25 protein-coding genes are annotated in these 26,409 nt (G+C 67.8%); 20 read left to right on the top strand and 5 right to left on the bottom strand.

What is annotated here, in order from left to right; translation table 11 throughout:
- Nucleotides 1–21: 21 nt before the first annotated feature.
- Both NZ773_14970 and NZ773_14965 read left to right on the top strand, forming a co-directional pair.
- Complete coding sequence (locus tag NZ773_14970) at nucleotides 22–642, top strand: DUF1684 domain-containing protein (protein ID MCS6803227.1); 621 nt, start codon at nucleotides 22–24, stop codon at nucleotides 640–642.
- 72 nt (nucleotides 643–714) lie between these two features.
- Nucleotides 715–2,442 (top strand): thiamine pyrophosphate-binding protein, encoded by a 1,728-nt coding sequence (locus NZ773_14965; protein ID MCS6803226.1) that lies wholly within the window; start codon nucleotides 715–717, stop codon nucleotides 2,440–2,442.
- A gap of 311 nt (nucleotides 2,443–2,753) precedes the next feature.
- On the opposite strand, the gene NZ773_14960 is transcribed toward NZ773_14965, so the two are convergent.
- The gene (locus NZ773_14960) at nucleotides 2,754–3,506 is read right to left on the bottom strand and encodes a polysaccharide deacetylase family protein (protein ID MCS6803225.1); all 753 of its coding nucleotides are present in this window, start codon (nucleotides 3,504–3,506) and stop codon (nucleotides 2,754–2,756) included.
- Between the two features lie 25 nt (nucleotides 3,507–3,531).
- Here NZ773_14960 and NZ773_14955 point away from each other — a divergent pair, with 25 nt between their 5' ends.
- A complete protein-coding gene (locus NZ773_14955; GenBank protein MCS6803224.1) occupies nucleotides 3,532–4,407 on the top strand; it encodes an alpha/beta hydrolase in 876 nt (291 codons plus the stop codon).
- Nucleotides 4,408–4,425: 18 nt separating this feature from the next.
- On the opposite strand, the gene NZ773_14950 is transcribed toward NZ773_14955, so the two are convergent.
- Nucleotides 4,426–5,550 (bottom strand): kelch-like protein, encoded by a 1,125-nt coding sequence (locus tag NZ773_14950; GenBank protein MCS6803223.1) that lies wholly within the window; start codon nucleotides 5,548–5,550, stop codon nucleotides 4,426–4,428.
- Between the two features lie 150 nt (nucleotides 5,551–5,700).
- On the opposite strand from NZ773_14950, the gene NZ773_14945 reads away from it, so the two are divergent.
- Nucleotides 5,701–6,423: an enoyl-CoA hydratase/isomerase family protein gene (locus NZ773_14945; protein MCS6803222.1), complete on the top strand. Its 723-nt coding sequence runs from the start codon at nucleotides 5,701–5,703 to the stop codon at nucleotides 6,421–6,423.
- Between the two features lie 62 nt (nucleotides 6,424–6,485).
- Here the strand turns inward: NZ773_14945 and obgE are convergent, their stop codons facing one another.
- Nucleotides 6,486–7,862 (bottom strand): GTPase ObgE, encoded by a 1,377-nt coding sequence (obgE, locus tag NZ773_14940; GenBank protein ID MCS6803221.1) that lies wholly within the window; start codon nucleotides 7,860–7,862, stop codon nucleotides 6,486–6,488.
- Nucleotides 7,863–8,141: 279 nt separating this feature from the next.
- The gene (gene phnD, locus NZ773_14935) at nucleotides 8,142–9,542 is read right to left on the bottom strand and encodes a phosphate/phosphite/phosphonate ABC transporter substrate-binding protein (GenBank protein ID MCS6803220.1); all 1,401 of its coding nucleotides are present in this window, start codon (nucleotides 9,540–9,542) and stop codon (nucleotides 8,142–8,144) included.
- Between the two features lie 115 nt (nucleotides 9,543–9,657).
- Between phnD and phnC the strand changes: the two genes are divergently transcribed.
- Genes phnC through NZ773_14880 form a run of 11 tightly spaced genes read left to right on the top strand, consistent with a single transcriptional unit; the run spans nucleotide 9,658 to nucleotide 19,056 of the window.
- Complete coding sequence (gene phnC / locus NZ773_14930) at nucleotides 9,658–10,431, top strand: phosphonate ABC transporter ATP-binding protein (protein MCS6803219.1); 774 nt, start codon at nucleotides 9,658–9,660, stop codon at nucleotides 10,429–10,431.
- A complete protein-coding gene (phnE, locus tag NZ773_14925) occupies nucleotides 10,428–11,330 on the top strand; it encodes a phosphonate ABC transporter, permease protein PhnE (protein ID MCS6803218.1) in 903 nt (300 codons plus the stop codon). Before phnC ends, phnE begins: the two co-directional genes overlap by 4 nt.
- Nucleotides 11,327–12,400 carry a phosphate/phosphite/phosphonate ABC transporter substrate-binding protein gene (locus NZ773_14920; GenBank protein MCS6803217.1) on the top strand — a complete coding sequence of 358 codons (1,074 nt, stop codon included), beginning with the start codon at nucleotides 11,327–11,329 and terminating at the stop codon, nucleotides 12,398–12,400. The genes phnE and NZ773_14920 overlap by 4 nt, the downstream gene beginning before the upstream one ends.
- A complete protein-coding gene (locus NZ773_14915) occupies nucleotides 12,397–13,686 on the top strand; it encodes an alpha-D-ribose 1-methylphosphonate 5-triphosphate diphosphatase (protein ID MCS6803216.1) in 1,290 nt (429 codons plus the stop codon). Before NZ773_14920 ends, NZ773_14915 begins: the two co-directional genes overlap by 4 nt.
- Nucleotides 13,676–14,095: a phosphonate C-P lyase system protein PhnG gene (locus NZ773_14910; GenBank protein MCS6803215.1), complete on the top strand. Its 420-nt coding sequence runs from the start codon at nucleotides 13,676–13,678 to the stop codon at nucleotides 14,093–14,095. The genes NZ773_14915 and NZ773_14910 overlap by 11 nt, the downstream gene beginning before the upstream one ends.
- 15 nt (nucleotides 14,096–14,110) lie before the next feature.
- The gene (phnH, locus tag NZ773_14905) at nucleotides 14,111–14,728 is read left to right on the top strand and encodes a phosphonate C-P lyase system protein PhnH (GenBank protein ID MCS6803214.1); all 618 of its coding nucleotides are present in this window, start codon (nucleotides 14,111–14,113) and stop codon (nucleotides 14,726–14,728) included.
- Entirely contained in the window at nucleotides 14,728–15,840 is a 1,113-nt protein-coding gene (locus tag NZ773_14900; GenBank protein MCS6803213.1) for a carbon-phosphorus lyase complex subunit PhnI, read from the top strand. Before phnH ends, NZ773_14900 begins: the two co-directional genes overlap by 1 nt.
- A gap of 2 nt (nucleotides 15,841–15,842) precedes the next feature.
- Nucleotides 15,843–16,715, top strand: a complete 873-nt coding sequence (locus NZ773_14895; GenBank protein ID MCS6803212.1) for an alpha-D-ribose 1-methylphosphonate 5-phosphate C-P-lyase PhnJ — start codon at nucleotides 15,843–15,845, stop codon at nucleotides 16,713–16,715.
- The gene (locus NZ773_14890; GenBank protein ID MCS6803211.1) at nucleotides 16,712–17,566 is read left to right on the top strand and encodes an ATP-binding cassette domain-containing protein; all 855 of its coding nucleotides are present in this window, start codon (nucleotides 16,712–16,714) and stop codon (nucleotides 17,564–17,566) included. Before NZ773_14895 ends, NZ773_14890 begins: the two co-directional genes overlap by 4 nt.
- A 9-nt stretch (nucleotides 17,567–17,575) precedes the next feature.
- Complete coding sequence (locus NZ773_14885; GenBank protein ID MCS6803210.1) at nucleotides 17,576–18,307, top strand: ATP-binding cassette domain-containing protein; 732 nt, start codon at nucleotides 17,576–17,578, stop codon at nucleotides 18,305–18,307.
- Nucleotides 18,298–19,056: an MBL fold metallo-hydrolase gene (locus NZ773_14880; protein MCS6803209.1), complete on the top strand. Its 759-nt coding sequence runs from the start codon at nucleotides 18,298–18,300 to the stop codon at nucleotides 19,054–19,056. Before NZ773_14885 ends, NZ773_14880 begins: the two co-directional genes overlap by 10 nt.
- Here the strand turns inward: NZ773_14880 and NZ773_14875 are convergent.
- Entirely contained in the window at nucleotides 19,043–19,714 is a 672-nt protein-coding gene (locus NZ773_14875) for an acetyltransferase (GenBank protein ID MCS6803208.1), read from the bottom strand. The two genes, NZ773_14880 and NZ773_14875, sit on opposite strands and share 14 nt — an antisense overlap.
- A 120-nt stretch (nucleotides 19,715–19,834) precedes the next feature.
- Here NZ773_14875 and msrA point away from each other — a divergent pair, with 120 nt between their 5' ends.
- The 5 genes from msrA (at nucleotide 19,835) to NZ773_14850 (ending at nucleotide 26,231) form a co-directional block, all read left to right on the top strand.
- Nucleotides 19,835–20,365 carry a peptide-methionine (S)-S-oxide reductase MsrA gene (msrA, locus tag NZ773_14870; GenBank protein ID MCS6803207.1) on the top strand — a complete coding sequence of 177 codons (531 nt, stop codon included), beginning with the start codon at nucleotides 19,835–19,837 and terminating at the stop codon, nucleotides 20,363–20,365.
- Between the two features lie 61 nt (nucleotides 20,366–20,426).
- Nucleotides 20,427–21,509: a glycosyltransferase family 4 protein gene (locus NZ773_14865; protein MCS6803206.1), complete on the top strand. Its 1,083-nt coding sequence runs from the start codon at nucleotides 20,427–20,429 to the stop codon at nucleotides 21,507–21,509.
- Nucleotides 21,506–22,768, top strand: coding sequence for a glycosyltransferase family 4 protein (locus tag NZ773_14860; protein ID MCS6803205.1), 1,263 nt, complete (start codon nucleotides 21,506–21,508; stop codon nucleotides 22,766–22,768). Before NZ773_14865 ends, NZ773_14860 begins: the two co-directional genes overlap by 4 nt.
- The gene (locus NZ773_14855) at nucleotides 22,765–24,324 is read left to right on the top strand and encodes a hypothetical protein (protein MCS6803204.1); all 1,560 of its coding nucleotides are present in this window, start codon (nucleotides 22,765–22,767) and stop codon (nucleotides 24,322–24,324) included. Before NZ773_14860 ends, NZ773_14855 begins: the two co-directional genes overlap by 4 nt.
- Nucleotides 24,321–26,231 carry a hypothetical protein gene (locus tag NZ773_14850; protein MCS6803203.1) on the top strand — a complete coding sequence of 637 codons (1,911 nt, stop codon included), beginning with the start codon at nucleotides 24,321–24,323 and terminating at the stop codon, nucleotides 26,229–26,231. The genes NZ773_14855 and NZ773_14850 overlap by 4 nt, the downstream gene beginning before the upstream one ends.
- Nucleotides 26,232–26,409: the final 178 nt, after the last annotated feature.

The raw sequence follows: 26,409 nt of genomic DNA, 5'->3' as shown, positions 1-26,409 counted from the left end.
CCAGTATAGCCGGAGGTGACAATGGAGGATCGCCTCGCTCTTCTCGACTGGCGCCGCCAAGTCGCAGCACTTTATGCTGAGGTCCGCGCCGCCGGACCCGACCCCACCGCCGCCGCTCGCTTCCGCGCCGCCCGCGACCGCCTCTTCGCCGAGCACCCGCAATCGCCGCTCGGCGCAGCGCGGGTCGGCTTCCCCGGGCTGCGCTGGTATCCCTACGACCCGGCCTACCGCGTCGTCGCGCCCGTTGAGCCGGCGCCGCTGGCCTGGCGCGAAGTCCCAGCGGGAGCAGATGGCGTCGTCCGGCTGGAGCGGTTCGGCCGTGTCCGGTTCGTGCTCGCTGGACTGCCGGCGACGCTCGACCTGTACTGGATTGCCGGCTACGGCGGCGGCGTGTTTCTGCCGTTCCGTGACGCGACGAACGGCAGCGAAACCTACGGCGGCGGCCGCTACCTGCTCGACACGATCAAGGGCGCCGACCTTGGCAGCGAAGGCGACGCCTTAGTGCTCGATTTCAACTACGCCTACAACCCCTCGTGCTGCTACGATGACCGCTGGGTCTGCCCGCTCGCCCCGCCGGAGAACACCTTAGCCCAAGCGGTACGCGCCGGCGAGCGCGCCTTCGTCCGCCCGACGCCCGCCTGAGCATGCCGCGCACTCAGGACCGAGCCGGAGCCGACCAAGCAGCGCGGCGGTATTGCCGCTGGGAGGTGCAGGATGGCAAATGGCGGCGCAGCGGTCAGCCGCGCGATCCAGCGCGAGGGCGCGCGGACGGTCTTTTCGCTCGCGGGAGCAGGGCATGCCCGCATCCTCGACGCACTCGACCGCGACGGCGTGCGGATCGTCAGCGCTCGCCACGAGACAGCGGCTGTCGTCGCGGCAGATGGCTACGCCCGCATTACCGGGCGGGTCGGCTTCGCGGTCCTGATCAGCAAACAAGGGTTGCCGAACGCGCTGACCGGCATCATGGAAGCGCGGCAGGCCTGCTCGCCCGTCGTCGTGATCCTCGCGCGGCCGCCGATCTCCCACGACGATCCCGGCAGCGGGCTGGACGATGAGCTCGCCTTCGTCCGTCCGTTCACCAAATGGGCGCGCATCGTCTACGACCAAGAACGGCTCGCCGAGTATGTCCATCATGCGGCCCACGTAGCGCGGAGCGGCCGTCCTGGGCCGGCGGTGCTCGCCATCCCGCAGGACCTGCTCGCTGCCGAGGTGCAGGAACAACGCCGCGAGGATGAGCCGATCGTTCCCCCACCGCCGCCGGACCCGTCGCCGGCGGCGATCGAGGCGGCCGCTGCCCTGCTCGCAGCCGCGCGCCGACCCCTGATTGTCGCCGGCAGCGGCGCCGTGCGGGCCGGCGAGGGCCTCAGCCGACTGGCGCGGGAGTTCTGCATCCCGGTGCTCGGCCACGCGCTCGGTCGGGGTGCAGTTCCGGAAGACATGGAACTCGGTTTTCCGTGGCCGCTGGCGCAGGTGGCCGCCAAGGAGGCTGATGTCGTGCTGGTGCTCGGAGCACGCCTGTCGGACCGCCTCGGTTATGGGCTGCCGCCCCGCTTTCACCCCGAAGCACGCTTCATTCAAGTAGACATCGCCGGCGAGGAGCTGCGGCGGGCGCGGCCGATCGAGGTGCCGATCGTTGCCGACGCGGGACGGGCCGCGCTTGCCCTCGCCGACGCGCTCGCCCGCAAGCTCGGCGGCGCCCGCCCGCTCTCCGACGCTGCGCCCGGCTATGTCACTGCCGCGCTGGCGAACCGCCTCGCCCGGATCGCGGAGGTCGGTCTCGGCGACGACGGTCCCCTCCACCCCTACCGCATCGCCCGCGACCTGACCCCGCTCATTCCCCGCAACGCGATCGTCGTTGGTGACGGCGCCGATGCACTCAACTTCATGCTCGCCTACCTTCGCATCTACCAAGCCCCCAGCTACCTAGACCATTACCCCTCCGGCTCGATGGGGATCGGCACGCCGCTCGCAATCGGCGCGGCCGCCGCTGCCCGCGAACTCGCCGAGACGACGGGAACATCGCCGCGGCCAGTCTTTCTGCTCACGGGGGACGGCGCGTTCGGCTTCTACCTCGCCGAACTGAACAGCATCGCGCTCGCCAAGCTGCCGATCCGGATCGTGGTGATCAACGACAATGCGTGGGGGACAGAGCGCCACGGCCAGCGCCGAACGTTGGGACGGACAGTCAACACCGACCTTGGCGAGACGCGCTATGACCGGATCGCCCAGGGGTTCGGCATCGAGGCGTTTCATGTCGCCGCGCCGCGGGCGGTGCGCCCGGCGCTCGAGCGGCTCGTCGCTGCGCCGGGCCCGGCGCTCGTCGACTGCTGGGTCGACCGCGAGGCGGGGGCGCTGCGCAAGGAAGACCCGCGCCTCCAGATGATCCCGCACGACGACATCACGACCAGCCGCCGGCCGCACGCGACGCCCTCGGTCGCCTAACCGCCGCCGCGCCATCGCGCCCCTGCCGCCCTCACCCGTCATTGCGAGTGAGCGCAGCAATCCCACTCGTCGCCCCTCTGACCGACCTTCCCCGCGCGTGCTTCGGCCGGGGTTACCGCAGCGGCCGCCTCGCAACGACGCCGGTCCCGGGCGGGCCGCCGCCGCGCCAGCGCGCCACCGCCGCCCTCACCCGTCATTGCGAGCGAGCGCAGCGAGCGCGGCAATCCCGTCCAGAGGCAGGCCCCAGCCCACGCCGGGGTTGCCGCAGCAGCCGCAGCGCAATGACGCCGGGTATGGCCGGAGCGGCTGTGTCAAGGAGGACGGGGACCAACCGCCATGCCGTCGTGGCCGAGCAGCACGCCGAGCGGAACGATGTCAAAGCCACGCTCGCGGATGGCAGCGAGCAGCGCCGGCAAGAGCGCGACCGTCGCTTCGGGAGCAGCGGACATCGGGTCGCTGTCGAGGCCGTCGTGCAGGATCAGGATTGCGCCGGGCGCAATTTGGCGCTCCAGGAGACGCAGCTGAAGGCGGGCGCTCCAGCGTGGCGGGGCGACCGGCAGCGCCCCGTGGACGACAGCGAGATTGTGCCGGCGCACCTCGCGCCACAGGTTGCGGCCGATCTGGCCGGCAGGCGTCCGGAAGTAGCGCGGACGGACGCCCGTTACGGCAGCGATCGCCTCCTGCGCCCGCGCCACCTCGCCGGCGATGGTCGGAAGCGAGAAGCGCCACGGGAGCGGCTGGATAGCGAGCGAGTAGGTATGGTTGCCGATCTCATGTCCTTCCGCGACGACCCGCCGGGCTGTCGCGGGAAGCCGTTCGACGCGCTGACCGATGGCAAAGAAGGTCGCCGGCGCGCCCGCCGCGCGGAGCAGGTCGAGCACACGCTCGGTATAGGGTGTTGGGCCATCGTCGAAGGTGAGGGCGACAGCGCGGCGGTCGCGCCGGCCGCGCCAGTAGACTCGCCCGCCGAGGGAGGCCGGCCACACCCATTCGACCACTGCCGTGATCGCCTCGACGCCGGCGAGCCCAATCGCTGCAGCCGCAAGCGCGCGCATCAGGGCCATCGCTGAAGTGTACCGTGCGAGTAGAATGACCGCTGGCTGCCCCACCACCTGGGCAGCGGGAGAAGGCGAGATGGCCGACTATCGCGATGGATTCATCACCGTCAATGGAATGCGCTTCCACTACCTCGATTGGGGCGACCCCACCGCGCCGCCGGTAGTCCTGCTCCACGGCACTACCTCCAATGCCCACTCCTGGGACCGGGTGGCGGCGATGCTCGCCCGGAAGTACCGGGCAGTCGCTCTCGATGCCCGCAACCACGGCGACAGCGACACCTCGCCCGTTCCCTACAACCGCGATATGCTCGCCGACGACGTGGCGGCGACGGTCGACGCGCTCGGGTTCGAGACGTTCGGCCTGATCGGGCTGTCGATGGGCGGCCGAACGGCGATGGTCTACGCCGGCCACCATCCGGAGCGGGTCGAGCGGCTGGTCATCGAGGACATCGGCCCGGAGACGCCCCCGGAAGCAACAGCGCGGGTGATGGAGCGCATTCGGAGCTCGCCTCAGCGTTTCCGCTCGCTCGACGAGTACATCGCGTGGTCGCGTCAGTCGCTCCAGTTTGCGGATGAGGAGTGGCTGCGCGAGAAAGCGCGCCATGCCACCCGCCTGCTGCCTGACGGCACATACGAGAACAAGTATCGTCATAATGAGTCGCAGAACGCGCCCCTCACTACCGCGCTCGACCTCTGGGAGCACATCACGCGCATCACCTGTCCGACGCTGATCGTCCGCGGGAGCGAGAGCGATGTGCTGACCGCCGAGATCGCCGACCGGATGGCGCGGGTGATGCCGAACGCCCGCCATATTGTCATCGAGCGGGCCGGCCATCCGGTGCACGAGGACAACCCGCGCGACACCATTCGTGCCTATGCCGAGTTCTTCGGCGTCCCGCTCGACTGAGACGGCAGCGAACGCGGCTCAGCAGGCGACCTCGGGCCGGTAGACTTGGTGGATAGTTGAGCCGCTGCTGCCGCCGCGCTCGGTGCCGCCGCCGGGCAGGTGGATCCAGCCGTTGACGAAGGCAGCGCCGGTGACCCCATGGACCGGCGTCGGCAGCGGCGTCAGAGTTGTCCAGCGGTCGGTCTTCGGGTCATAGGCCTCCATCTCGGCGAAGACGCCGCTGGGAACGGCATCGTTGCCTTCCCCGCCGAAGACGTAGAAGCAGCCGAGCGCGGCGATGCCGTTGATGCCGGCGCGCGGCTTGGGCATCGGCGCTTTCCGCTCCCACGTATTCGTCCGCGGGTCGAACACTTCGAGGACAGCCGTCATCTCGCTGCCGACGCCGGCGCCGAAGCGGCCGCCGGCAACGTAGATCTTGCCGTCGATTGCGGCGGCGGCAAGGTGGTTTCGCTGGGTGGGCAGGTTGGGCAAGGTCGTCCACCGATCGGCGACGGGGTCGTAGACGGCAAAGTCCGCTCCCCGCGGCGGACGGCCGCCGGCAACGTAGATCTTGCCGTCGACGACGGCCGTCGCGCCGGCGCTGCGGGCGGTGGGCATCGAGGCTCGGCTCGACCACACCCCCGTCGCCGGGTCAAACTCGAAGACGCGATCGACGAACCCCGCGCCGGTGGGTGGAATTGGCCCAAAGGTCGCCCCAGAGCCGGCGGTCTCGCCGCCGATGACGTACAGCTTGCCGTTGACAGCGGCGGCCATCGTGTGGTGGAGCGCCATCGGCAGCGGCGTGCTGAACTCCCACGCATCCCGCGCCGTGTCGTAGACCTGGACGGTGTTCGCGACAACCCGGCTCGAGGGATAGCCGCCAATGACGTAGATCTTGCCGTTCAGCTCCGCGACGGCGGTCTCGGAGTTTGGGACGAGGAGCGGAGCGCGGGTCGCCCAGACCGGACCCGCTGCTGTGGGCGGCGCCGGCGGGATGGCGGGCGGGGCGGGCAATGGGGGAGACACGGTTGCGGGAGCCGGCGAGGCCGGAGCGGCTGCCGGGGTCGGCGGCGGCGCAGCAGGCGTTCCGCTGCAGGCGACGAGGAGCAGCGCCGCCGTACTGACAAGGATCCGCACGCCGCCCGTCAACGCACTCTGCTTCATTCGCATCCTCCCGGCGAGAGGCTACGTCATCGCCAGCAGCGCGATCCACGAATGTTCCTCGCCTTAGGAACCCACAGCCGCGCCGGCGACGCCTCGGCATGGTGCCGCCGCGCCGGCACTTGGCTGATCCATACTTCCGGTGGGGGAGCGATGGGCTTCGACGCCGTGATCTACGAAAAGCACGACGGCGTGGCGGTGGTGACACTGAACCGGCCGGCGGTGCTCAACGCCATCAACGTCCAGATTCGCGACGACCTTGTCCAAATCCTGCCGGCAATCGCGCTCGACGACGAGGTGCGGGTAGCGATTGTCCGCGGGGCGGGGCGAGCCTTTTCGGCCGGGGCAGACGTCAGCGAGTTCGGCACTGCTCCCTCCCCTATCGAGGCGAAGCGCATCCGACACCTGCGCCCGGTCTGGCAGCTGCTCGCCGCCTGCCCGAAGCCGCTCATCGCCGCCATTCACGGCTACGCGATCGGCGCAGGGGTCGAACTCGCAGCGCTCTGCGACCTCCGCCTCGCCGCCGAGGGAACGGTATTCGCTGTCCCCGAGGTGACGCTCGGCCTGATCCCCGGCGCCGGCGGCAGCCAGACGCTGCCACGCGTTGTCCGTCCCGGCTGGGCGCGCGAGGCGATCCTGACCGGCGAGCGCTTCGACGCGACGAAGGCGCTGGCGATCGGGCTGGTGAACCGCGTCGTCCCGCCCGCGCGGCTGGAGGAAGAGGCAGAGACGCTGGCGCGCCGCATCGCCGCCAACCCGCCGGCGGCGGTCCAAGCAGCGAAGCGGGCGCTGCACGCCGCCCGCGACCTCCCGCTTCCTCAGGGTCTTCTCATCGAGCGCCGGCTCGCCCGCCGGCTCGGCATCACGCGGCAGTAACGCTCCCCACCCCAGTCGCCGCGGAGCAGCGAGACCGTGAGAGCGGCCCTGCAAGCGGCTGGCTAGGCGCGCATGCGGGCGCGCCGGCCAGCGGCCGGCTGGGAGGAGCGCTGCTTCTTCGGCGGCGGGGGCGGCAGCCACTGCAGGCCAAGTTCTGTCCACTGGAAGACAGCGCCGCCGATCGTCACCTTCGCGCCGGGAGTGATGCCGGCGTGCTGCAGCGCCGCCGGGACACCAAGACGATTGAAATTGCGCATCAGGTGGCGAAATGCCTCTTCGTTGGCAAGGTCGGTCATGGCGACCATCCGCTCGACCTGCTGACCAGCAACCTGATAGGTGCGCCGGCCGTGGCGGAGCACCTCGAAGCCGCCGACAGCCGGCTTGGGCCGGATAACCGGCAGCTCTTCCGCAGCGGGGACCGGCGGCGCTTTCGCCTCCTCCTCGGCAAGCGCGGCCGCCGTCGCGCGAAGCAGCTCCGACAGGCCAGCGCCAGTCGCCGCCGAGATCGGAAAGACGGGCAGCCCCGAGAACGCGGCGCGCGCCGCGGGAAGGCGCTCTTGGGCCTCGGGAAGATCCTGCTTCGTGAGGACGATGATCTGGCGTTTGGCGGCAAGGTCAGGGTCGAACGCAGCGAGTTCGGCGTTCAGCCGGTCGAAGTCCTCACGCGGGTGCTCGCTCGTCCCGTCGATCAGGTGAAGGAGCAGCCGGGTCCGCTGGACATGGCGCAAGAAGTCGTGGCCGAGGCCCTTTCCTTGGCTCGCGCCCTCAATCAAGCCCGGGATATCCGCCATCACGAAGGTGCGGTCATCGACCTCGACGACACCGAGGTTTGGGGTCAGCGTGGTGAAGGGATAGTCGCCGATCTTCGGTTTGGCAGCGCTCACCGCCGCCAACAGGGTCGACTTCCCGACATTCGGAAAGCCGAGCAGCCCCACATCGGCGATCAGTCGGAGCTCAAGATGCAGCGTTTTCGTCTCGCCGGGCTCGCCCTTCTGGGCGAAGCGAGGCGCTTGGTTGGTGCTGGTCGCAAAGTGGGTATTGCCGAGGCCACCGCGGCCGCCCCGCGCGACCAGCACCTGCTGGCCAGGGACGACAAGATCGGCGAGAACCGACCCGAGCGAGCCATCCTCCTTCACCTCGCGGACAACGGTGCCGGGAGGAACGGCGATGATCTTGTCTTCACCTTTTTTGCCGTGCTTCTTCCTGCCGCTGCCCGCGCCGCCCGCTCCAGCCGAGAAGATGCGCTCATACCGGAAGGGAAGAAGGGTGTTCAGTCGCGGGTCAGCCCGAAGATAGACCGAGCCGCCGCGGCCGCCGTCGCCGCCGTCCGGCCCACCAAAGGGGACAAACTTCTCACGCCGAAAGCTGACAGCGCCCGCGCCGCCGCTGCCCGCTTTGACGACGATCGTCGCCTCATCGAAAAATCCGGACTCTCTCATCTTTCCAGTATATCCCCATTTTCCACGCCCCCAAGAACATCTCTCCGCTTTCGATTTCAGAGTGATTCGATCGATCTCTGTCGTCCTAGTCGTCGTAGAACGGCGCATACTGGGGATTGCGAGGATGACGCAGCGTCCGGACTAGTCCATCGTGGAAGACTGCTTGGCTGCATCGTGGAAGACTGCCGCCTTGCGGGGAAGGTCGAGCGGCAGAAGGGGAGTTCTCGTTTGGGCGGGGCACTGCGTTTCCAGTTTTCCCCGAAGGCCTCAGTGAAGCGCTCACGCGGCGCCGGAGCGCGAGCGCTTCCGGCGGCCTCGGGGAGGACGAGGAGCGGCCGAAACGCGAGCGGCAGGGAAGGAAGTTTTGGCAGTGCCGAGCCGGTCGACCAGCATCGCCACAGCATCATCAACCGACCGGACCAGAGCGGACGACGCTGAGGGAGGGTCGCCGACGGCAACCACGAGGCGGTCGGTGCGGATAGCCTCCTGCAGCCCGGGATCCTCGTGGAACGGTGGCGGACAGATGAGGGCACCGAGACGGCCGTCGAGGAGAAGGTCAGGAAAGGGGGTATCCGCGACTGCGCCCTCGACGGGACAGAGCACGAGTGGGATGCGGGCGCGGTGGAGTTGCTGCCGGACAGCATCGGCGAGGCGCAAAGAGAGCGGGTCGGGGGGGGTGGGGGTCAGGAACCCGACGAGGGGAGCGCGCTCCCCGCGGAGAACGAGCGCATTCCCATTCGGGCGGTAGCCGAGTTCGTCGATGATAGCGCGGACGCGAGCGGCCGTTGCGGGAGCGACCTCGCCGGCGCCATTAACGACGCGGGAGACGGTGGCGTAGGAGACACCGGCGAGGGCGGCGATCCGGCGCAGGGTTGGCGGCGCACCGCCGGTCGATTGGATGAACCGCTGGCCTGCGCCGACGTTCAGCACCTTCGCCGCCTCGGGGTCGGCTTCATGGATGCGCAGGAGGGCCCCAGCCAGCGCAGCGCGGGTATCCGCCGGGAGGGTAGCGCGAACGACGAGCGGGCCCCGCGGGATCGGGCGCGACCGGGCGAGCTCTTGAAGCCGCGCGTATTGAACAGCGCGCTCCGGCTGCGGCGGCGCCAAGGTTCCGGCATGCACCCCCGCCGCCGCGACCTCTCCTTCGAGAAGCGCCTCGACCACGCGCCGGTGGCTGCCGAACAGGCGGATAGTGACCTCGCGGTCCGGGTCGATGCCGGCTTCTCGGAGCATCGCGCGGGGGATCAGGTAACCGGAGGCCGATTCCGTGTCGACTAATCCGAACACAGTGCCTCGAATGCCGGCGAGCGAGGTGATCTTTGACCCGCGCACAGTGACGATCACGCTCTCGTACGACGCGATCGACCCATCTTCTCCGACCGGTGTCACCAAGGCCTCGACTGGCGCGCGCTCGCGGGCGCGCCAGTAGGCCAGCTCGCCCAGCATCGCCGCGTCGAGCTGGCCGTTTCGCAGGGCCGTGACGCAGGCGTCATAGCTCTGCTCAATCACAATCTCGACGGGACGGTCCATTTCCGCCTCGAGAAAGCGGCGGAGCGCTTGGGCGCGCGCAAGGCGAACCGCTGCCGACTCGCCGACCGTTGGCGCGAGAGCCAAGCGGAGCGGAGACGGTGAAGAAGAGCCCATCACGGAAGTCGTAGCGTTGTCTGCTGCGGCTGTCAAGCGGATCGCGGCTCCGAAAAGCTTTACGGACTCTTAACTCAGTTCTTACGCCCGGTTCACCCAAGCATCTTACTGTCCTTTGCGGCGCCAGCTGGCTCAGCCCGAAGGAGGTGCGATGCTCGAAGTCGATCAGGTAGGGGTGATCTACCCCAATGGGGTGGAAGCGCTCAAGTCCGTTTCCCTGACCGTGCGCCCGGGCGAGATCGTCGCCGTGGTCGGCCGCTCGGGGGCGGGCAAGTCCACCCTGCTGCGGTGTATCAACGGGATCCAGCGTCCCACGAGCGGCACGATCCGCTTGAATGGCGTGGAGATTACCTCGCTCCGTGGCGAGGCGCTCCGGCGGCTCCAGCAGCGGATCGGGTTTATCTGGCAGGAATACAACCTCGTCCTCCGGCTGAGCGTGATGAAGAACGTCCTGTGCGGCCGGCTGGGCAGTTCGGCTCTGCTCCCCTCGCTCTTCCACTACTTCAGCCGGCGCGACCGCGAGATCGCCGTGCGCAGCCTCGAGCGGGTCAACATGCTCCACCGCGCGACCCAGCGCGCCGACCAGCTGTCGGGAGGCGAAAAGCAGCGCGTCGGGATCGCGCGCGCACTCGCCCAGGAGCCGCACATCCTCCTTGCCGATGAGCCGGTGGCGAGCCTCGACCCAGAACTGTCCTGGCAAGTCATGAGCGACCTGACCCACGTCGCTCGCGATGAGGGCGTGCCGACGGTCATCAACATCCATCAAGTCGAATTGGCGAAAGCGTTCTGCGACCGGATCGTCGGCATCGCCCGCGGGGTCGTCGTCTTCGAAGGGACCCCAGACCAGCTCGATGAGGCAGCGATGGACCTGATCTACCGCGTAGAGACTCAGCCGGCGGCTCAGCCGGTCGGTGTGGCAGCATGACGACCCTTCCCTCGGCCGCTCCCCGCTTCTCCTCCGACGAGGCCCTGCGCAGTTCGCTTCTCGCCCCGTGGCCTCGCCTCAGCGTGCGCGCGTTCTTTGTCGTGCTGCTTGTCGTGCTCGTCTACTGGTGGTCGCTGACAGGCACGAACATGAGCCCGGCCGAGCTGGTGCGCGGAATTCCCAACATCTTCGGCTTGCTCGGCCGAATGGTGCCGCCGCGGTTCGCGATGGACACCTTCACTGTCGACGTGCCGTTCGGGCTGTCTTTGCCCTACTTCGGCGAGAGCATCGCCATCACGCTGCCCGAAGTCATTCCTTCGATCATGCAAACCGTCCAGATGGCAATCGTGGGGACGACGCTCGGCATTATGCTCTCGCTGCCGTTTGGGCTGCTTGCGGCGCGCAACACCTCTCCCCATCCGTGGGTCTATCAGAGCACCCGCTTCTTCCTGAACTCGGCCCGCGCGATTCCCGGCCTGATCGTGGCGCTTATCTTCGTCGCCTCGGTCGGCCTGGGGCCGTTCGCAGGCGTTCTCGCCATCGCGATCGGCGAGATCGGCGTTCTCGGCAAGCTGTTCGCCGAGTCGATCGAAGCGATCGACCCGCAGCAGGTGCAGGCAGTCCGCGCGACCGGAGCGCGCCCGCTCCAAGTGTTCGTCTACGGCGTCATTCCCCAAGCGCTGCCGGTGGCGACCTCCTACTCGCTGCTTGTCTTCGAGGGGAATGTCCGCAGCGCCACCATCCTCGGCATCGTCGGCGCCGGCGGCGTCGGCTTCGTGCTGTCGAAGTACATGGCGCTCTTTCAGTACCAGCTCCTGACCGGAGCGCTCATCTTGATCCTGATCACCGTGACCATCATCGACCGGTTCAGCGATTTCATTCGAAGGAGGCTCATATGATCGCGTGGTTTCGTCCTCTTCCGGCGCTCGCAGCGGGAATGGCGCTCGCTGTGACGCTGAGCGCCTGCATTGCGCCCGGCGGGCCGCGCCCAGCGACCACCGGCGCCGCCGGTCCGAGCGTCCAAGTCCAACCCGGCGACGACCGGGCCAATTGGCCGCGGACGCTCCGCCTCGGCCTGTTTGGCGGCGACGATGCCGAGCAGGTGATTGAAAACGCGCGGCCGCTGAAAACGTTCCTTGAGGCTCGCCTCGGGATCCCCGTCGAATTCTTCACCGGCACCAGCTACAGCGCTGTCATCGAAGCGATGCGGGCGAACAAGGTCGACGCGATGTTCGTCGGTCCCTTCGCCTACATTCTTGCAGTGCAGGAGGCGAACGCCGAAGCCCTCGTCGTCGGCGTTTCGACGACTGCCCGCGAGCCGGTCTTTGACCCTTCGATCCGCCCCACGTATTTCAGCGTCATTTCCGTGATCAAAGGCACCGGCATCACCCGAGTGTCCGACCTGAAGGGCAAGCAGTTCGCCTTCGTTGACCCTGCTTCGGCCTCCGGTCATCTCGTCCCGAAGACGACGCTCATCCAAGCCGGCATCGATCCCGACAAGGACATGAAGACGATCTTCGCTGGGAGCCATCCCACTGCCGTCGCCGCGCTCTGGAACCGCAAAGTCGATGCCGCTGCCTCGACCGAGCGGACCCTCGTGACCGCTGCTCAGAACGGCCAGATTGAACTGTGCTTCTTCCCTGATGAGCGCATCAATGTCGACCGGACGCCCGCCGAGATCCAGCGCCTGTTCGACTCCTGCCCTGACGGCAAGATTGTGCCTCTCCTCTACAGCCGGCCGATCCCGAACACGCCGCTTGCAGTTCGCCGGGATCTGCCCGAGTCCTTCAAGAAGGCACTCCGCCAAGCGCTGCTCGAAACGCAAAACGACCCGGAGTACATTCGCCAGCGTCGGCAGTGGTTCCTCGACCCGACCGAGGAGCTGAAGCTCTCCCGGCTTGACGAAGCGTACAACCCGCTGCGTGATGTCGCTCGGCTGCTCAAGCTCGACCTGCGGTCGCTCGAGTGAGGGCGGAACGCACTCCGCGGGAGGTTGTCGTCGGCGGCCGAGACGACAGCCTCCCCGACGCCCCGATCGCAATTGTCAATGCGCGGCTAGTCCTTCGCGACCGAGTCGAGGAGGGATGTCGCCTTGATATTGCGGGCGGCCGCATTGTCGGGCTCGGCGACGACCGGCCGGAGACTGGCGCTCCGGTCGTCGTTCTCGATGCCAAGGGCGCCTATGTCTTGCCGGGCCTGATCGACGTTCACAACGACGGCCTCGAGTTTGAAGTGAACCCGCGGCCCGGCACGAACCTCCCGCTGCCGCTCGCTTTGACCAACTTCGAGCGGCAAGCCCTCGGAGCGGGGGTGACGACCGTCTTCCATGCGCTCTCGTTCGCGAACCGTCCTGACCTCGGCCGCTCCGTCGGGAGCGCGTGGGAGCGCGCTGCATTCATCCAGCAGCAGCAGCGCCGGCCGGTCGACCACCACGTGCTGCATCGCTTCGACGTCTGGAGCCCGGATACGCTCGACCCGATCTTCGAGTCGATGGCGAAGCTCCCCGTTCGCTACCTCTCGCTCAACGACCATACGCCAGGGCAAGGCCAATATCGCGACTTCGCGAAGCACCTTGAGCGGCTTGCTGCCTACCGTGAGCGGCGGCTGGTGGGCGACATCGACCCCGACGAACTGCGGCGGCGGATGGAAGAGCGTCAGCGCGCAGTCGCCGATGGCTGGCTGGAGGGGATCTACCGCGCCGTTGCCGCGCGGCGAGCCGCTCTTCCCTGCATCGTGGGAACCCACGACGATGACAGTCCCGAGAAAGTCGATGCCCAAGCGGCGATTGGGGCGACGATCGCCGAATTTCCTGTCACCCGTGAGGCCGCCCGCCAAGCGCGGCGCCGTGGGATGGCGATCGTCGTGGGCGCGCCGAACATCGTCCGTGGCGGGTCGCACAGCGGCAACCTCTCCGCGGTCGAACTGATTGCCGAAGGGCTGGCCGACATCATTTGCGCCGACTATCACGCAGCTTCTCTGTTGCCGGCACTGCTTCGGCTCGTCGATGATGGACTGTGCTCTCTTCCCGAGGCGGTGGCGATGGTGACAGCGAACCCCGCAAGCGCTCTCGGCTTGACCGACCGCGGCATCCTTGCGGTCGGCAAACGCGCCGATGTCGTGATCGTTCGACGCGAGACAAGCGTGCCAATCGTCGAAGCGGTCTTCTCTGCGGGACGGCTCGTGTACACCTACAGCGGTCGGGCTCCCGAACCACTGCGAAGAGAAGCGGCGCAGGAGGTCTCTCGTGGATCGTAAGACCTGCTATGAATGGGCGGCCTCGCTCAGCGAAGCAGAGGCGCTTGCGCTTGGTCGGCTTGTGCTCGAGCACTGCGCCGAGCCAGTCTCCCTTGTCATGCCGCCAACGGTGGGGATGGTGATGGCGCGCGCAATCGATGGCGCCCTCGGGGAGACTTTCAACCTTGGGGAAGTGCTGGTCACGGAGGCGCGGGTCGCGCTGAGCGAGGCGGAAGGATGGGGCATGGTTATCGGGAGTGCGCCCGACCATGCTGTGGCGATCGCGCTGATTGATGCTGCGATCGCGCGCGGCGGGCCGCTTGCCGCCGTCGTCGAGCGCCGGCTCCGCGAGATCATCGAGAGCCGCCCGCCTGTGCATCCCGCCTGGGAGGAGCTCCAAGCCACCCGGGTCGCCTTTGAGAACTTCTGATGCGGGAGTAAACGGATGTTGCTTGTCACCCCGGGCTCGAGACCCCGATTCGACCCGGTCCACGATAGCCAACGGACCTTCCGAGCGGTGCTTGGCGCGCTTGCGTCTCCAGGGACGATCGTGCCGCTGCCCGTCCGCGACGAGGAGGCGCCGATCGAAGGCTGGGCAACGGCCATCCTTCGCACCCTCTGCGACCACGAAACGCGGGTTGCGGTTGAGCTGGAGGCGGGCAGCGCTGAACTGCTCCGTCACCTCCAACAGCGGGTTGGTGTGGTGCGCGTGCCGGTGGACCAAGCGGAGTTTTTCCTCAGCGCTGCCAGCAGCTGCGCTCCGGAGTGGATCACTCGGCTTCCCCGCGGCTCCTTGGCCTATCCGGACCGGGGAGCGACGGCCATTCTCCTCGTCGATGCGCTTGGGCTCGGCCCGCTCCACTTGTCGCTCCGAGGCCCGGGCTGCTGTCCCGGCGCCACGCTCAGAGTGCAGGGGCTGCCGTGGGCCCTCCTCGCTGCGCGGGCGGCCGCCGTCGCGTCATACCCGTGCGGGATCGACCTGCTGGTCGTCGATGCTGCTGGCCAGCTCGCGGCAATCCCGCGCTCGACCTTCGTCGAACGCGTGCTGGAAGGAGCGCACTGATGGGCTACACCGCCGTCAAGGGGGGACAAGACGCTATCCTCGCCGCCGAGCGCCTGATCGAGCGACTCGACGTCGCTCCGGACGAAGCGGCGATCGAAGTTCGGCAGGTGCTCTCCCAGTTCGGCGCCGCGGTCGACCGCGTGATCGGTGAGGGCGGGCTGTACGCGCCGATCCTTGCCGCTCTCGCGCTGAAGCAGACCGAAGGCGATGTCATCGAAGCAGCATTTCTGTTGCGCGCCTACCGCAGCACCTTGCCGCGTCTTGCCAATGCGCAGCCCGTCTCTGGCGAGGAGATGCTGGTCGTGCGGCGGATTTCCTCCGCCTTTAAGGATATCCCCGGGGGCCAGCTCCTCGGCCGAACCCGCGACTACACCCAACGCCTGCTCGACTTCCGCTTGCTGCGCGACGACCCGCGGCTTGCGCGCCGAGCCGCTGATGCGGTCCCGCCCGGCCCAATCGGTCAGCGGCTGCCGAAGGTGTCAGCGACAATGCGCGCCCTCGGCTGGATGGCGCCGCTCACGCCCCGGGCCGAGGAGCCGTTTGATCTCACGCGCGAGCCGCTGCGCTTTCCGGTGCCGCGGTCGGCGTGGCTTCAAGCGCTCGCGCGCGGCGAGAGCGGGGCGATGGTGTGCCTTGCCTATAGCGCCCAGCGCGGCTTCGGCGGCGGCGGCGATCACGGCACCATCGGTGAACTGCGCGTGGGAGACTTGCCGCTGCGCGTCGTCCACCCGCTTCTTGGCGAACCAGTCACAGTGGGCTGGTTTCGAGCGACAGAGGTCGAAATGTTCGGCCGAGCAAGCGCGCGGGCCTCGGGAGAACGCGGGGCTGCCGCCTCGTCGCCGGCGCAGTACGGCATGAGCTACGGGCTTGTTTTCGGCCAGCACGAACGGAAGGCGATCGCGATGGCCATGCTCGATTCGAGCCTGCAATCCGGCACCGGCGGCGGTCCCGCGGCAGACCCGGAGATGGTGCTGTATCACATCGACGGCATCGAAAGCACTGGCTTCGTCGAGCATCTCAAGCTGCCGCACTTTGTCACGTTTGGGAGCGGGCTCCAGCTGGCGCTCGAGCGCAAGGAGGCGGACCCGACGCTCGCCGGGGGGAGGAGCTGATCATGGAGCTGCAGACGCTAACCGCTCGCAGCCCGGAAACCGGCTATAACTTTGGCTTTCTCGATGAACTGAGCAAGAAAGCAATTCGGCGCGCCTTGCTCAAGGCCGTTGCTATCCCCGGCTACCAAGTGCCCTTCGGCTCGCGCGAACTGCCCATCGCTCGCGGCTGGGGCACCGGCGGTCTGCAGATCACCCTCTCGCTGATCGGGCACGGCGACGTCGTGAAGGTCATCGATCAAGGCGCCGATGAGAGCGTCAATGCCGTCAATCTGCGTCGTTTGATCGAGCGCACCTCCCCCGGAGTCAAGCTGACGACCGCTACCACCGAGGCGACAATCATTCAGACGCGCCACCGCATTCCCGAGACGCCGCTGCGGGCGCATCAGATCCTCGTCTTCCAAGTGCCGCTGCCCGAGCCGCTGCGCGTTGTCGAGCCGCGCGAGGAGGAGACGCGGCGCATGCATGCCGAAGCAGACTACAGCCGCATCTGGGTGGCGCTTTACGAAGATATCGTTCGCCACGGCCGCATCACGCGGGCCGCCGGCTACCCCGTCTTAGTCAATGGACGCCACATCATGTCGCCAAGCCCCATTCCGCGCTGGGATGTCCCTCGCTTGCATCAGGCCGAGTTCCTCTCGCTGTTCGGCGCAGGGCGAGAGAAGCGGGTCTACGCCGTGCCCCCATGGACCGATGTCGAGCCTCTCGCCTTCGCCGACCATCCTTTCACGGTGGAGCGGTTCGATGTCCCCTGCGCCCGCTGCGGCTCACGCACGTCGTTCCTAACCTTAATCCCGGATGAGCGGAATGCGCGGTACGTCTGCTCCGACACGGAGTACTGCGACGAGCAGCTCGCGCTGCAGGAGGCGGCGCGATGACTGCGACATCGGCAGGCCCTTGGGCGCTCCGGGTGATTGGGCTGGGCAAGCGGTTTGGCCCGGGCTGTGAGTTCTGTCTGGCCGAAACCGGGCCGGAGGTCGGCCGCTCGACCTGCCCCCGCTGCGGCACCGTCGTCGCCTGCGCCGGCGTTTCGTTCGACCTGCGGCCGGGCCGCACGCTTGGGATTGTCGGCGAAAGCGGGAGCGGCAAGACCACCGTTCTGCGCTGCCTCAATGGCGATCTCACCCCAACAGAAGGGATCGCGCTGCTCGGCTCAGTTGGCGGCGGGGAACGCGACATCTTCTCTGTCAGCGCGCAGGAACGGCGCCAGATCCGCAACTTCCACCTCGGCATGGTCTACCAGTCGGCCCGCGAGGGCCTCAACCTGCGGATCAGCGCCGGCGGCAACATCGCTGAGCGGCTGCTCGCTGCTGAATGGCGCGAGGTGGCGGCGATCCGGCGGCGAGCGATGACCCTCCTCGAGCGGATGGAGGTGCCGCGCTCGCGGATGGACCATCCGCCGTCGACTTTCAGCGGCGGGATGCAGCAGCGCGTCCAGATCGCCAAGGCGATCGCGAACGGGCCGTCAGTCGTTCTGCTCGACGAGATGACGTCGGGGCTCGATGTCTCCGTTCAGGCTGGTGTCCTCGACCTTATCCAAGAGATTCAGCGCACCGAACGGATGGCGATGGTGGTGGTCTCGCATGACCTCGGCGTCGTTCGCCTGCTCTGCGAGCGCACGATCGTCATGAAGAACGGCCGCATCGTCGAAGCCGGGCTGACCGACCAAATTCTCGAAGATCCTCAGCATCCCTATACCCAGCTGCTTGTCAGCTCGATCAACACCTAAGGGAGCGCGATGACCGTCGTCCATCTCTCCATCCGCGATCTCACAAAACGGTTTGTGCTGCACCTGCTTGGCGGGAAAACGGTCGTCGGCTTTGAAGGGATCTCGTTCGATGTCGCTGAGGGGCAGTTTCTAGGACTAGCCGGTCCGAGCGGCAGCGGCAAGTCATCGCTTTTGAAGGCGATTTACGGCACCTACCTCGTGCAGTCAGGGGCTATGCTCTATCGCCGGAGCGATGGGGTGATTGTCGATCTCGCGACTGCCGACGAAGAGACCAAACTCGATCTCCGTCAGCAGGAACTCGCTTTTGTCTCCCAATTCTTGCGCCCCGCGCCGCGGGTGAAGGCGATCGACCTTGCGGCTCGTCCGCTCATTGCCAAAGGGGTGGAAGATGCCGAAGCGCGCGAGCGGGTCGCCGCCCTTTTTGATCGGCTGCGGCTGCCGCGCGAGCTCTGGGAAAGCTACCCTGCCCTCTTCTCTGGCGGCGAGCAGCAGCGTGTCAATCTTGCGCGCGCGCTCGCCCTGCGTCCGCGCTTGCTGCTGCTTGATGAGCCGACCTCAGCCCTCGACCCCTCGCTCCAGCAGACGGTGGTTGACTTGCTTGCCGAAGAGCGGAGCCGCGGCGTGACGATGATCGGCGTGATGCATGATGAAGCGCTGCTCCGGCGGCTTGCCGACGAGGTGATCCGCCTCGACCGCGGCCGACTGGCGCAACCGCGCGCAGCGGGTGCCCGGTGGAGCTGATCGTCGCCGGCTCGAGCGCTGCCGTCCCGGCGCCGGGGGATGCCTGCGCGGCCTATCTCCTGCGCCTTCCCGGCCTCACCATCGTGATCGACTGTGGACCGGGAGCGCTCAGCCATCTTCTCGCCGAAGTCACCCTCGGCGAGATCGCCGCCATTCTCATCTCCCATTTCCACCCCGACCATTACTTGGACCTCGTCCCGCTTCGGTATGCGCTCCGCTATGGCGGGAGCGGGGCGCGTCCGCGCCTCTATCTGCCGCCAGGCGGACGCGACTTTCTCGCCTCGCTCGGGGTTGCGCTCCGGGGCGCGCCGGACTTCTTTGCCGCCGTCTTCGACCTCGCCGAGTATGACCCCGCGGCCGCACTCACGCTCGGGCCGCTGAGCGTGCGCTTCTTCCGCACCCGGCACGACGTGCCGACCTACGCGATGCGCATCGAAGGGAGCGCAGTCGTTGTCTACTCCGCCGATACGGCCTTCGACCCCGCCCTCGGCGACTTTGCGGCCGGAGCGGACCTTTTTCTCTGCGAAGCCACGCTGCCGGCGGAGCACGGCCCAGTGCAGAAAGGAAACCATCTTCTCGCGGCAGAAGCGGGGACACTCGGCCGTGCCGCGGGCGCGGACCGCCTCGTGCTGACCCATTTCTGGCCGGGCTTCGACCGGACCCTCTTCGCGCGAGAAGCCGCCGAAACTTTCGGAGCAGTCCCCGAGCTCGCAGCGCCGGGCCGGCGCTTTTCCGTCAGGCCGAGCTGACGTCCCGCTCCTCGCGGGAGCCGCCGAAACGGCGCAGGAACCGCTCGAGGTCGCACAGGTCGTCGATGCGCTCTTCTAACTCCTCGCGGCTCCAGTTCCACCACGCCGATCGCTCGATCTGCTCGGCGATGGCGGGGGGAAACCGCTCTCGGATCGGGCGCGCCGGCACCCCCGCGACGACCATATAGGGGGGAACATCCTTCGTCACCACCGCTCCCGCGCCGATCGCGGCGCCGTTGCCGATCGTTACTCCCGGCAGAATGATCGCGCCGTGCCCGATCCAGACATCGTGGCCGATGCGCACCGGATGCGCGCGCCGCCAAGCAAAGAACGCTGCATCATCCTCGCCAAACCCGTAGGCGGCGCGCCGGTAGGTCATGTGATGGCTGGTCACGCGCCAGAGCGGATGATTGCCGGGGTTAATGCGGACGTGGGACGCAATCGAGCAGAACCGGCCGATCTCGGCATAGATCACCTGACAGTGATCGACGAGGTAGGTATAGTCGCCGATCGTCGATTCGACGATCGATGTTTCTGCGCCGACAGAGGTCCACTCGCCGAGGACACTGTCGCGGATGACGGCGGTGGGATGGATGCGCGGCGCAGGGCCGATGGCCGAGCGCGCTTCCGCTGATCGAGACGACTGGGTGATCTCCATGGAACGAATCGTAGCAACGGACCCCCCTTCTGAAGATGTTCGGGAGGTAAACAGGAGGTTAGGATTTTGTTGCGCTCGGTATACTCCTGAAGACAGGTCACATCCTGAATGAGGAGCGAGATGGAGCAGGCGACGCTGGGCGGGGGCTGTTTTTGGTGTTTGGAGGCGGTCTTCGACCAGTTGCGGGGAGTGGAAAAGGTCGTCTCCGGCTATGCCGGCGGGACGGTGCCGAACCCCACGTATGAGCAAGTCTGCACCGGCCGCACGGGTCACGCCGAGGTGACGCAGATCACGTATGACCCGGCGGTCATCTCCTTCCGCGATCTTCTTGAGGTCTTCTTCGCGATCCACGACCCCACAACGCCCAATCGCCAAGGCAACGATGTCGGCCCGCAATACCGCTCGATCATCCTCTATCACACTGAGGAACAGAAGCGGATCGCGGAAGAGACGATCCGGCAGCTGGAGGCCGAAAAGCGGTGGCCGAACCCGATCGTGACGGAAGTCGTGCCGCTTGAGGCCTTCTATCCAGCCGAGGCCTATCACCAGCGCTACTTCGAGAACAACCCTCTCCAGCCGTACTGTCAGTTCGTCGTCGCGCCCAAAGTTGCCAAAGCGCGCAAGGCATTTGCCGATCGCCTGAAGAGGTAGCTCGGCGGCGTCCCAGCATCGGCTACACTCCCCCGATGAGCGCCGCTCGCCGGAGTGCTCGGTGCGTGTCGGGATCGATCTTCGCCTCTATAGCTACCGTCCTGCCGGGATCGCCACCTACGCCCTCAATCTCGCCCGCGCGCTTGCCCGGCGCCCGGATGAGGTCGAGCTGGTGGTCTACCAGAGCCGCAAGACGCGCCAGCCGCTGGTGAAGGCGGAAACGCGCATCCTGTATACCCCCTGCCATCATCGGTTTGAGCAGGCAGCGCTCGCCGTCGAACTCTTTCGCGCTCCCATCGATCTCCTCCATTCGCCGGATTTCATTCCGCCGTTCTATCGCTCGTTTCGCTCGGTCATCTCTGTGCACGATCTCGCGTTCCATTTTTTTCCGGAGTTCATCACTGCCGAAAGCCGCCGCTACTACGGCCAGATCCGCCGCGCGATCGCGAGCGCCGACGCAGTGATCGTTGACGCCGAAGCGGTCCGCCGTGACCTTGAGCGCGAGCTTGGCGTGCCGCCCGAGCGCGTTGACGTGATCTATCTTGCGCCCGACGAGGCGTTCCGGCCGCTGCCGCGCGAGCAGGTGGAGGCGTTCTTCGCGGCACGCGGGCTGCCTCTGGGCGCGATCTTCTGGGTCGGCACGTTCGAAGGACGCAAGAACGTGCCCGGCCTGCTGCGCGCCTATGCCCGGCTGCGCGACGCTCCTCCGCTCCTGCTCGCCGGCCGGCCTGGCTGGCTGGAGAACGAGGTCGAGCGCCTCATCTCCTCGCTCGGTCTTGAAGGGCGGGTCGTCTTTTGCTGGGGGCCGAGCCAGGATGACCTCGTCCACCTCTACAACGGCGCGTCCCTCTTCGTCTTCCCCTCGTTCTACGAGGGCTTCGGCTTTCCTGTCCTCGAGGCGATGGCGTGCGGCACGCCAGTCGTCTCCTCCAACGCCGGGGCGCTCGCCGAAGTGACCGGCGAGGGCGGCCTCCAAGTTGACCCCCGCGATGAGGAGGCGCTCGCCGGCGCCATCGACGCTGTACTCGGCAGCTCTGCCCTCGCCAACGAGCTGCGCCAACGCGGGTTCGCGCATGTCGCCCGTTTCTCGTGGGACCGCTGCGCCGAGGAGACCCTCGCCGTCTATCGTCGGGTGCTGGGGTGAGGATCCTCTTCGTCACGCCGCAGCCACCATTCCCGCCGCAGAAGGGCACGACGCTGCGCAATGCCGCGCTCCTTGCCGAAGCTGCCCGCTTCCATGAGGTGCACCTGCTGACGATAGGGGACAGCGCCCCTCCCTTCGCTCCTCGACCGCCGAGGCTGGCGAGCGCCGAGGCCGTCCCCGACCTCCCGACAGCGGTGGTGCCGCCGCCGCGGCGGACGGCAGCGCGCCGGCTGGCGGACCTCGTCGGCAGTGCGCTGCCCGACCTCGTTCTCCGCTTGCGCACGCCGGCGGCCCACGAGCGCTTTGTCGCGCTGCTGCGCGCGTGGCGGCCGGATGTTGTCCAGTTCGAGGCGGTGGAAGCAGCTGGTGCGGTTGGCCCGCTGGGGGAGGCGTTCCGCGCCGCCGGCTATCGACCGCGGCTCATCTACGACGCGCACAACGCGGAGTTCGCCCTCCAAGAGCGCATCTGGCGCACCGAGATCGGCGACCCGCGTCGCCTGCCCTTCGCGCTCTACAGCCTCATCCAGTGGCGGCGGCTCCGCCGCTGGGAGGCCGGGCTCTGCCGGGCGGCCACCGTCATCGCAGTTTCCGAGGGAGATGCCGCCCGTCTAGAGGAACTGGCGGGCGTCCGGCCGGTCGTCATCCCGAACGGTGTTGACACCGACCGCTACGCTCCCTCGCCGAGCGGACCGGCGCTGAACCCGGAGGCGCCGTGCCTGCTCTTCGTCGGCACCCTCGACTTTCGCCCGAACGTCGATGCCGTGACCTGGTTTGCTCGCGAAGTGCTGCCGCTGATCGTTCCGGAGTTTCCTAAGGCACGCTTCGTCATCGCTGGCCGCGACCCCGCGCCGGCGGTGCGGGCGCTGGCGGGGCCGCACGTCGAGGTTGTCGGCCCGGTGGAGGATGAGCGGCCGCTTCTGGGCTCGGCGAGTATCTACGTCGTGCCGATGCGCAGCGGCGGCGGGATGCGCTTCAAGGTCGTCCAAGCGATGGCAGCTGGGGTGCCGGTTGTCACGACCACCTTCGGAGCGGACGGCGTTGCGGCGCGTCACGGCGAGCATCTGCTGATGGCCGATACCCCTGCTGCGTTTCGGGACGCGATCCGGCGCACGCTGCGCGACCCGCAAGCGACGCGCAGGCGAGTTGCGCGGGCGCGGGCGCTTGTCGTCGAACGCTACGACTGGCGGGCAATCCTGCCGGCCCTCGCTGCCCTCTACGACCGGTTGGCAGCGGAGATCCAAGCCGGGAGGGCAGCGTGACTTCCAGCGTTCCGGCAGCGCCCGCGGCTTCGCGAGCAGAATGCGTTGGCGGCCGCGGCTGGGCAGCGGCCGCAAGTGCCGGTCTTCTTGCAGGAGCGGCCTATCTCCTCACGCTCTCGGCGCACTACAGCTCCGACGGGATGGCGTTCGCTCGCCTCACCCGCGAGGGCGACCTGACCGCGCCACTGTTCTTCCAAGCAGAGCATCTTCTCTATCCCTTCGTCGGCTGGCTCTTTCTGCGGGTGCTTGCGCCGTTCGGGCTGAGCGACCCGCTGCTCGCCCTCCAAGTGCTGAATGCGCTCGGCGGCGCGGTTGCGGTGAGCGCATATTGCTGGATGGCGCTGCGGCTCCTGCCCTCGGCAACGGCGGCGGGCGCAGTGACAGTGGCGCTCGCTGCCAGCTACGGCTGGTGGTACCACAGTTCCGACGCCGAGGATCAGATCCTCGCCAATGCCGGCATCCTGATCGCGGTTGCCGCGCTTGTGGCGGCGCGTGGCCCTTATCTTCGCGGCGCGCTGCCGACCGGGCGCGGCTGGGCGGTTGTGCTCGGGCTTGCTGTCGCGATGCTCATTCACGCTACCAGCATCCTGATGATGCCGGCGGTGCTCCTGCTCTTCTTTCGCGATGCGACGCGGCGCGAGGCGGTCGTGCTCGGCACGCTCGGGGCGCTGCTTGTCGGCGTGCCCTATCTTGGGATTGGGATCGGCCTCCATGGCCATCGCGAGGTGGGAGCGTGGCAGAGCTGGCTCCTTGCCGCTCCAGCTCAAGGCGTTTGGGGGCGGATTTCGCCGCGCAATCTCTGGACAGGCCTGCAGAGCCTTACGGCAGCCGCACTCTGGCTTCCTGCCCCGCCCACTCTCGCCGGGGTGCGCGCGCTCCAGCCCGCTGCCTTGTTCAGCGTTGCCGCGACGGCGGCCATGGCAGCGGGGCTGGCGGCAGCTGCGGTCGCCGTGTTTCGCTCGCGCGACCGACTGGATGGTGCGCTCGTCCTCTGGGCGGGCGTCATCGCGGCCTTCGGCGCGTACTGGGCGCCGGACGATCCGCAGTTCTGGCTCCTGGTGCTGCCGCCGCTCTACCTGCTGGCGGCGCGGCGCGTGCCGCCAGCCGCGCTCTGGGTGGTAGCGCTGCCGCTCGCGCTCTGGAATCTCGGTGCGGGCATCCTACCGCGGCACGACCCGGCGATGAACGCCGGCCTTGCGGCGACGCGCTGCCTCAGTGAGCGCCTCGGGGCGAACGACCTCGTCATTACGCCGGGCTGGGATTGGGCCGGCGACTACCTGCCATACTTCACCGCGGTGAACGTGCTCAGCCTCAACGACGCCTACGTGCTGGCGGCACGAGGCGACCGCGCCACCTTCTTCGAGGTCGTCGAGCGGCGGATCGCCGCCACCCGCGCTGCCGGCGGCCGGGTCTACCTTGTCCGCCTCGACACGCTCTCCGAGGATGACGCCGCCTTCTTCCGCCGCGTTACCGGGCTTGGGCCAAGCGATTTTCCGTGGCGGCGGGTCGATGCTTTCCTCTGCGGTCGCGAAGTCGTCCGCGAGGTGCTGCCGTGAAGCGGCTCCGTGCGGCGGCCGGAGCGGTTGTCGGTGTGGTCTTCGCGCTCGTCGTGGGGACGCTGGCGCTTCGCCCTTCGTTCGCGGCTTGGCTCGAAGCGGTCACCGGCGAAAAAGAGCTTCGTTTCCAGGTTGTCAATCTCCTCTCTGCGTTCTCCTACGCGCCGCTTGACACGGCCGACGAGGCGCTGATCCAGCACGAAACGGTTCCCTTCGGGATGAATGTCTTTCTCGAACAAGAGGTCGAGGAATGGAAGCTCCGCTACACCTTCGACCTCCTGCAGGCGGCGAAGGTGCGCTGGATCCGCCAGCAGATCCCGTGGTCTGACATCGAGGTTGAGGCGAAGGGCGACTTCGAGACCGAGTATGGCTCGACGTGGGCGAAATACGATCGCTTCATTGACTTGGCGAACGAGTACGGCATTCAGATCCTCGCCCGGCTCGACTCGCCGCCGAACTGGTCACGAGCTGACAACCGCGTTCACAACCGCCCGCCGGATAATTTCGACGACTACGGCGATTTTGTTGAAGCGTTCGTGACGCGCTACCGGGGGAAGGTGAACCACTTCCAGATCTGGAACGAGCCGAACATCTTCCCTGAATGGGGCTGGCAGCCCGCCGATGCCGGCGCGTACGCGACGCTGCTCCGCGTCGCTTGGGAGCGCGCCAAAGCGGCAAATCCCGACGCGGTCATCGTCGCGGCGGCCCTCGCCCCGACGCTCGGCACCGAGGACGGCTTCAACGAGAATGACCTGATCTATCTTCAAAAGTTGTACGACGCTGGCGGGGGACGCTACTTCGACGTGATGAGCGCGATGGGCTATTCGCTCTGGACCGGCCCGCGTGACCGCCGAGCCGATTTCGAGCGGGTGAACCTCTCGCGGGTGCGGCTGATCCGCGACGTGATGGTGCGCAACGGCGATGCGCACAAGCCGATCTGGATCGCAGAACTTGGCTGGAACGCGCTGCCTATCGACGCGCCGATCATCGCCACGCACGGCCAAGTGTCGCGTGAGATGCAAGCGCGCTACCTTGCCGATGCCTACCGGCGCATTCAAGAGGAGTGGCCGTGGGTCGGCGTTGTCTTTACGTGGCATCTGCGCATGGTCCACGATGAAAATCGCGATCAGCCCCTCTACTACTTCGGCTTGCTCGATGCCGACTTTGCCGTTCATCCGGCCTACTACGCCTATCAGCGGGTCGCGTCTGACGAACTGGTCGTCTATCCTGGCCGCCGGAGCGAGAGCCATCCGGCGATATCGGTGTCGGGCGCGTGGCGCTATGAGCGCGACGACGCGGCTGATGGCTGGGTCCTCCGTTCGAGCGCGCCCGGCGATGCGCTTGCCTTTCGCTTCCGCGGCACGTCGGCGGCGCTCGTCGTCCGCCGCGGTGAGGGGAGGGCGCGCGTGCTGGTGAATGGCAGGCCGGCACCGCTGCTTCCCGACGGCCAGCTCAACGTGGAGAGCGGCAGCGGCTGGGAAACGGTGACGCTTGCCGATCGCCTGCCCGACGGCGAGCATCGGGTCGATGTAGTCGTGGAGGACGGACGGCTCGCCTTCGATGGGGTCGTGGTCCGTCGCCGAGACGACACGCTCGCCACGGCCGCGGTCGGGCTGGCGGTAGCCGCGGTTACGCTGCTCGGCGGCGTCTTCTTCCTTGGCGGGCTGATGACAGATGCGGTCGTCCGCCGCCGGCGCCTCGCCGCTTCTCCGCGCCGGAGGTGGGTTCGGGTGCTGCTTCCCGCCGAGCTGTGGGACGAGCTCGTTCGCGAGGTGCCGCCCGACCGCCGCCAGCCCTTTGTGATTGCCGCAGTGGCCGAGGCGCTGCGCCGTCGCCGCAGCCAGCCCGCGCCGGCCGACGCAGAGGCGCTTGCGTCCGCAGGAAACCGCCGCGAGGGACGGCCGTGAGCTGGTGGGGTAGAAGGAGCGCGGATGTCGCGCTGCAGCGCGGCGTGGGGAGCGTCTCTCCCGGCGCTCTTGCATGGGGGTGGCGAGGGCGCGGCCGAGCGAAGACGCAGCCCCGGGCGGCGGACCAGCAGAGCGTTCTAACTGGCCGCGCTGAGGGAGGACACGCGCGGCATCCTGC

The organism is Dehalococcoidia bacterium, from assembly GCA_025054935.1.
In the GTDB taxonomy this organism is placed as follows: Bacteria; Chloroflexota; Dehalococcoidia; order SpSt-223; family SpSt-223; genus JANWZD01.
The sequence above is the reverse complement of the archived record's forward strand: the minus strand, read 5'-3'. Positions and strand labels throughout refer to the sequence as shown.

Bases quoted from the DNA above. Each gene is read 5' to 3' on its own strand.
- NZ773_14965 (MCS6803226.1), top strand. From the start codon at position 715: ATGGCAAATGGCGGCGCAGCGGTCAGCCGCGCGATCCAGCGCGAGGGC.
- NZ773_14950 (MCS6803223.1), bottom strand. From the start codon at position 5,550: ATGAAGCAGAGTGCGTTGACGGGCGGCGTGCGGATCCTTGTCAGTACG.
- obgE (MCS6803221.1), bottom strand. From the start codon at position 7,862: ATGAGAGAGTCCGGATTTTTCGATGAGGCGACGATCGTCGTCAAAGCG.
- msrA (MCS6803207.1), top strand. From the start codon at position 19,835: ATGGAGCAGGCGACGCTGGGCGGGGGCTGTTTTTGGTGTTTGGAGGCG.
- phnC (MCS6803219.1), top strand. From the start codon at position 9,658: ATGCTCGAAGTCGATCAGGTAGGGGTGATCTACCCCAATGGGGTGGAA.
- NZ773_14970 (MCS6803227.1), top strand. From the start codon at position 22: ATGGAGGATCGCCTCGCTCTTCTCGACTGGCGCCGCCAAGTCGCAGCA.
- NZ773_14900 (MCS6803213.1), top strand. From the start codon at position 14,728: ATGGGCTACACCGCCGTCAAGGGGGGACAAGACGCTATCCTCGCCGCC.
- NZ773_14960 (MCS6803225.1), bottom strand. From the start codon at position 3,506: ATGGCCCTGATGCGCGCGCTTGCGGCTGCAGCGATTGGGCTCGCCGGC.
- NZ773_14875 (MCS6803208.1), bottom strand. From the start codon at position 19,714: ATGGAGATCACCCAGTCGTCTCGATCAGCGGAAGCGCGCTCGGCCATC.
- NZ773_14955 (MCS6803224.1), top strand. From the start codon at position 3,532: ATGACCGCTGGCTGCCCCACCACCTGGGCAGCGGGAGAAGGCGAGATG.
- NZ773_14885 (MCS6803210.1), top strand. From the start codon at position 17,576: ATGACCGTCGTCCATCTCTCCATCCGCGATCTCACAAAACGGTTTGTG.
- NZ773_14890 (MCS6803211.1), top strand. From the start codon at position 16,712: ATGACTGCGACATCGGCAGGCCCTTGGGCGCTCCGGGTGATTGGGCTG.
- phnH (MCS6803214.1), top strand. From the start codon at position 14,111: ATGTTGCTTGTCACCCCGGGCTCGAGACCCCGATTCGACCCGGTCCAC.
- phnE (MCS6803218.1), top strand. From the start codon at position 10,428: ATGACGACCCTTCCCTCGGCCGCTCCCCGCTTCTCCTCCGACGAGGCC.
- NZ773_14945 (MCS6803222.1), top strand. From the start codon at position 5,701: ATGGGCTTCGACGCCGTGATCTACGAAAAGCACGACGGCGTGGCGGTG.
- NZ773_14920 (MCS6803217.1), top strand. From the start codon at position 11,327: ATGATCGCGTGGTTTCGTCCTCTTCCGGCGCTCGCAGCGGGAATGGCG.
- NZ773_14895 (MCS6803212.1), top strand. From the start codon at position 15,843: ATGGAGCTGCAGACGCTAACCGCTCGCAGCCCGGAAACCGGCTATAAC.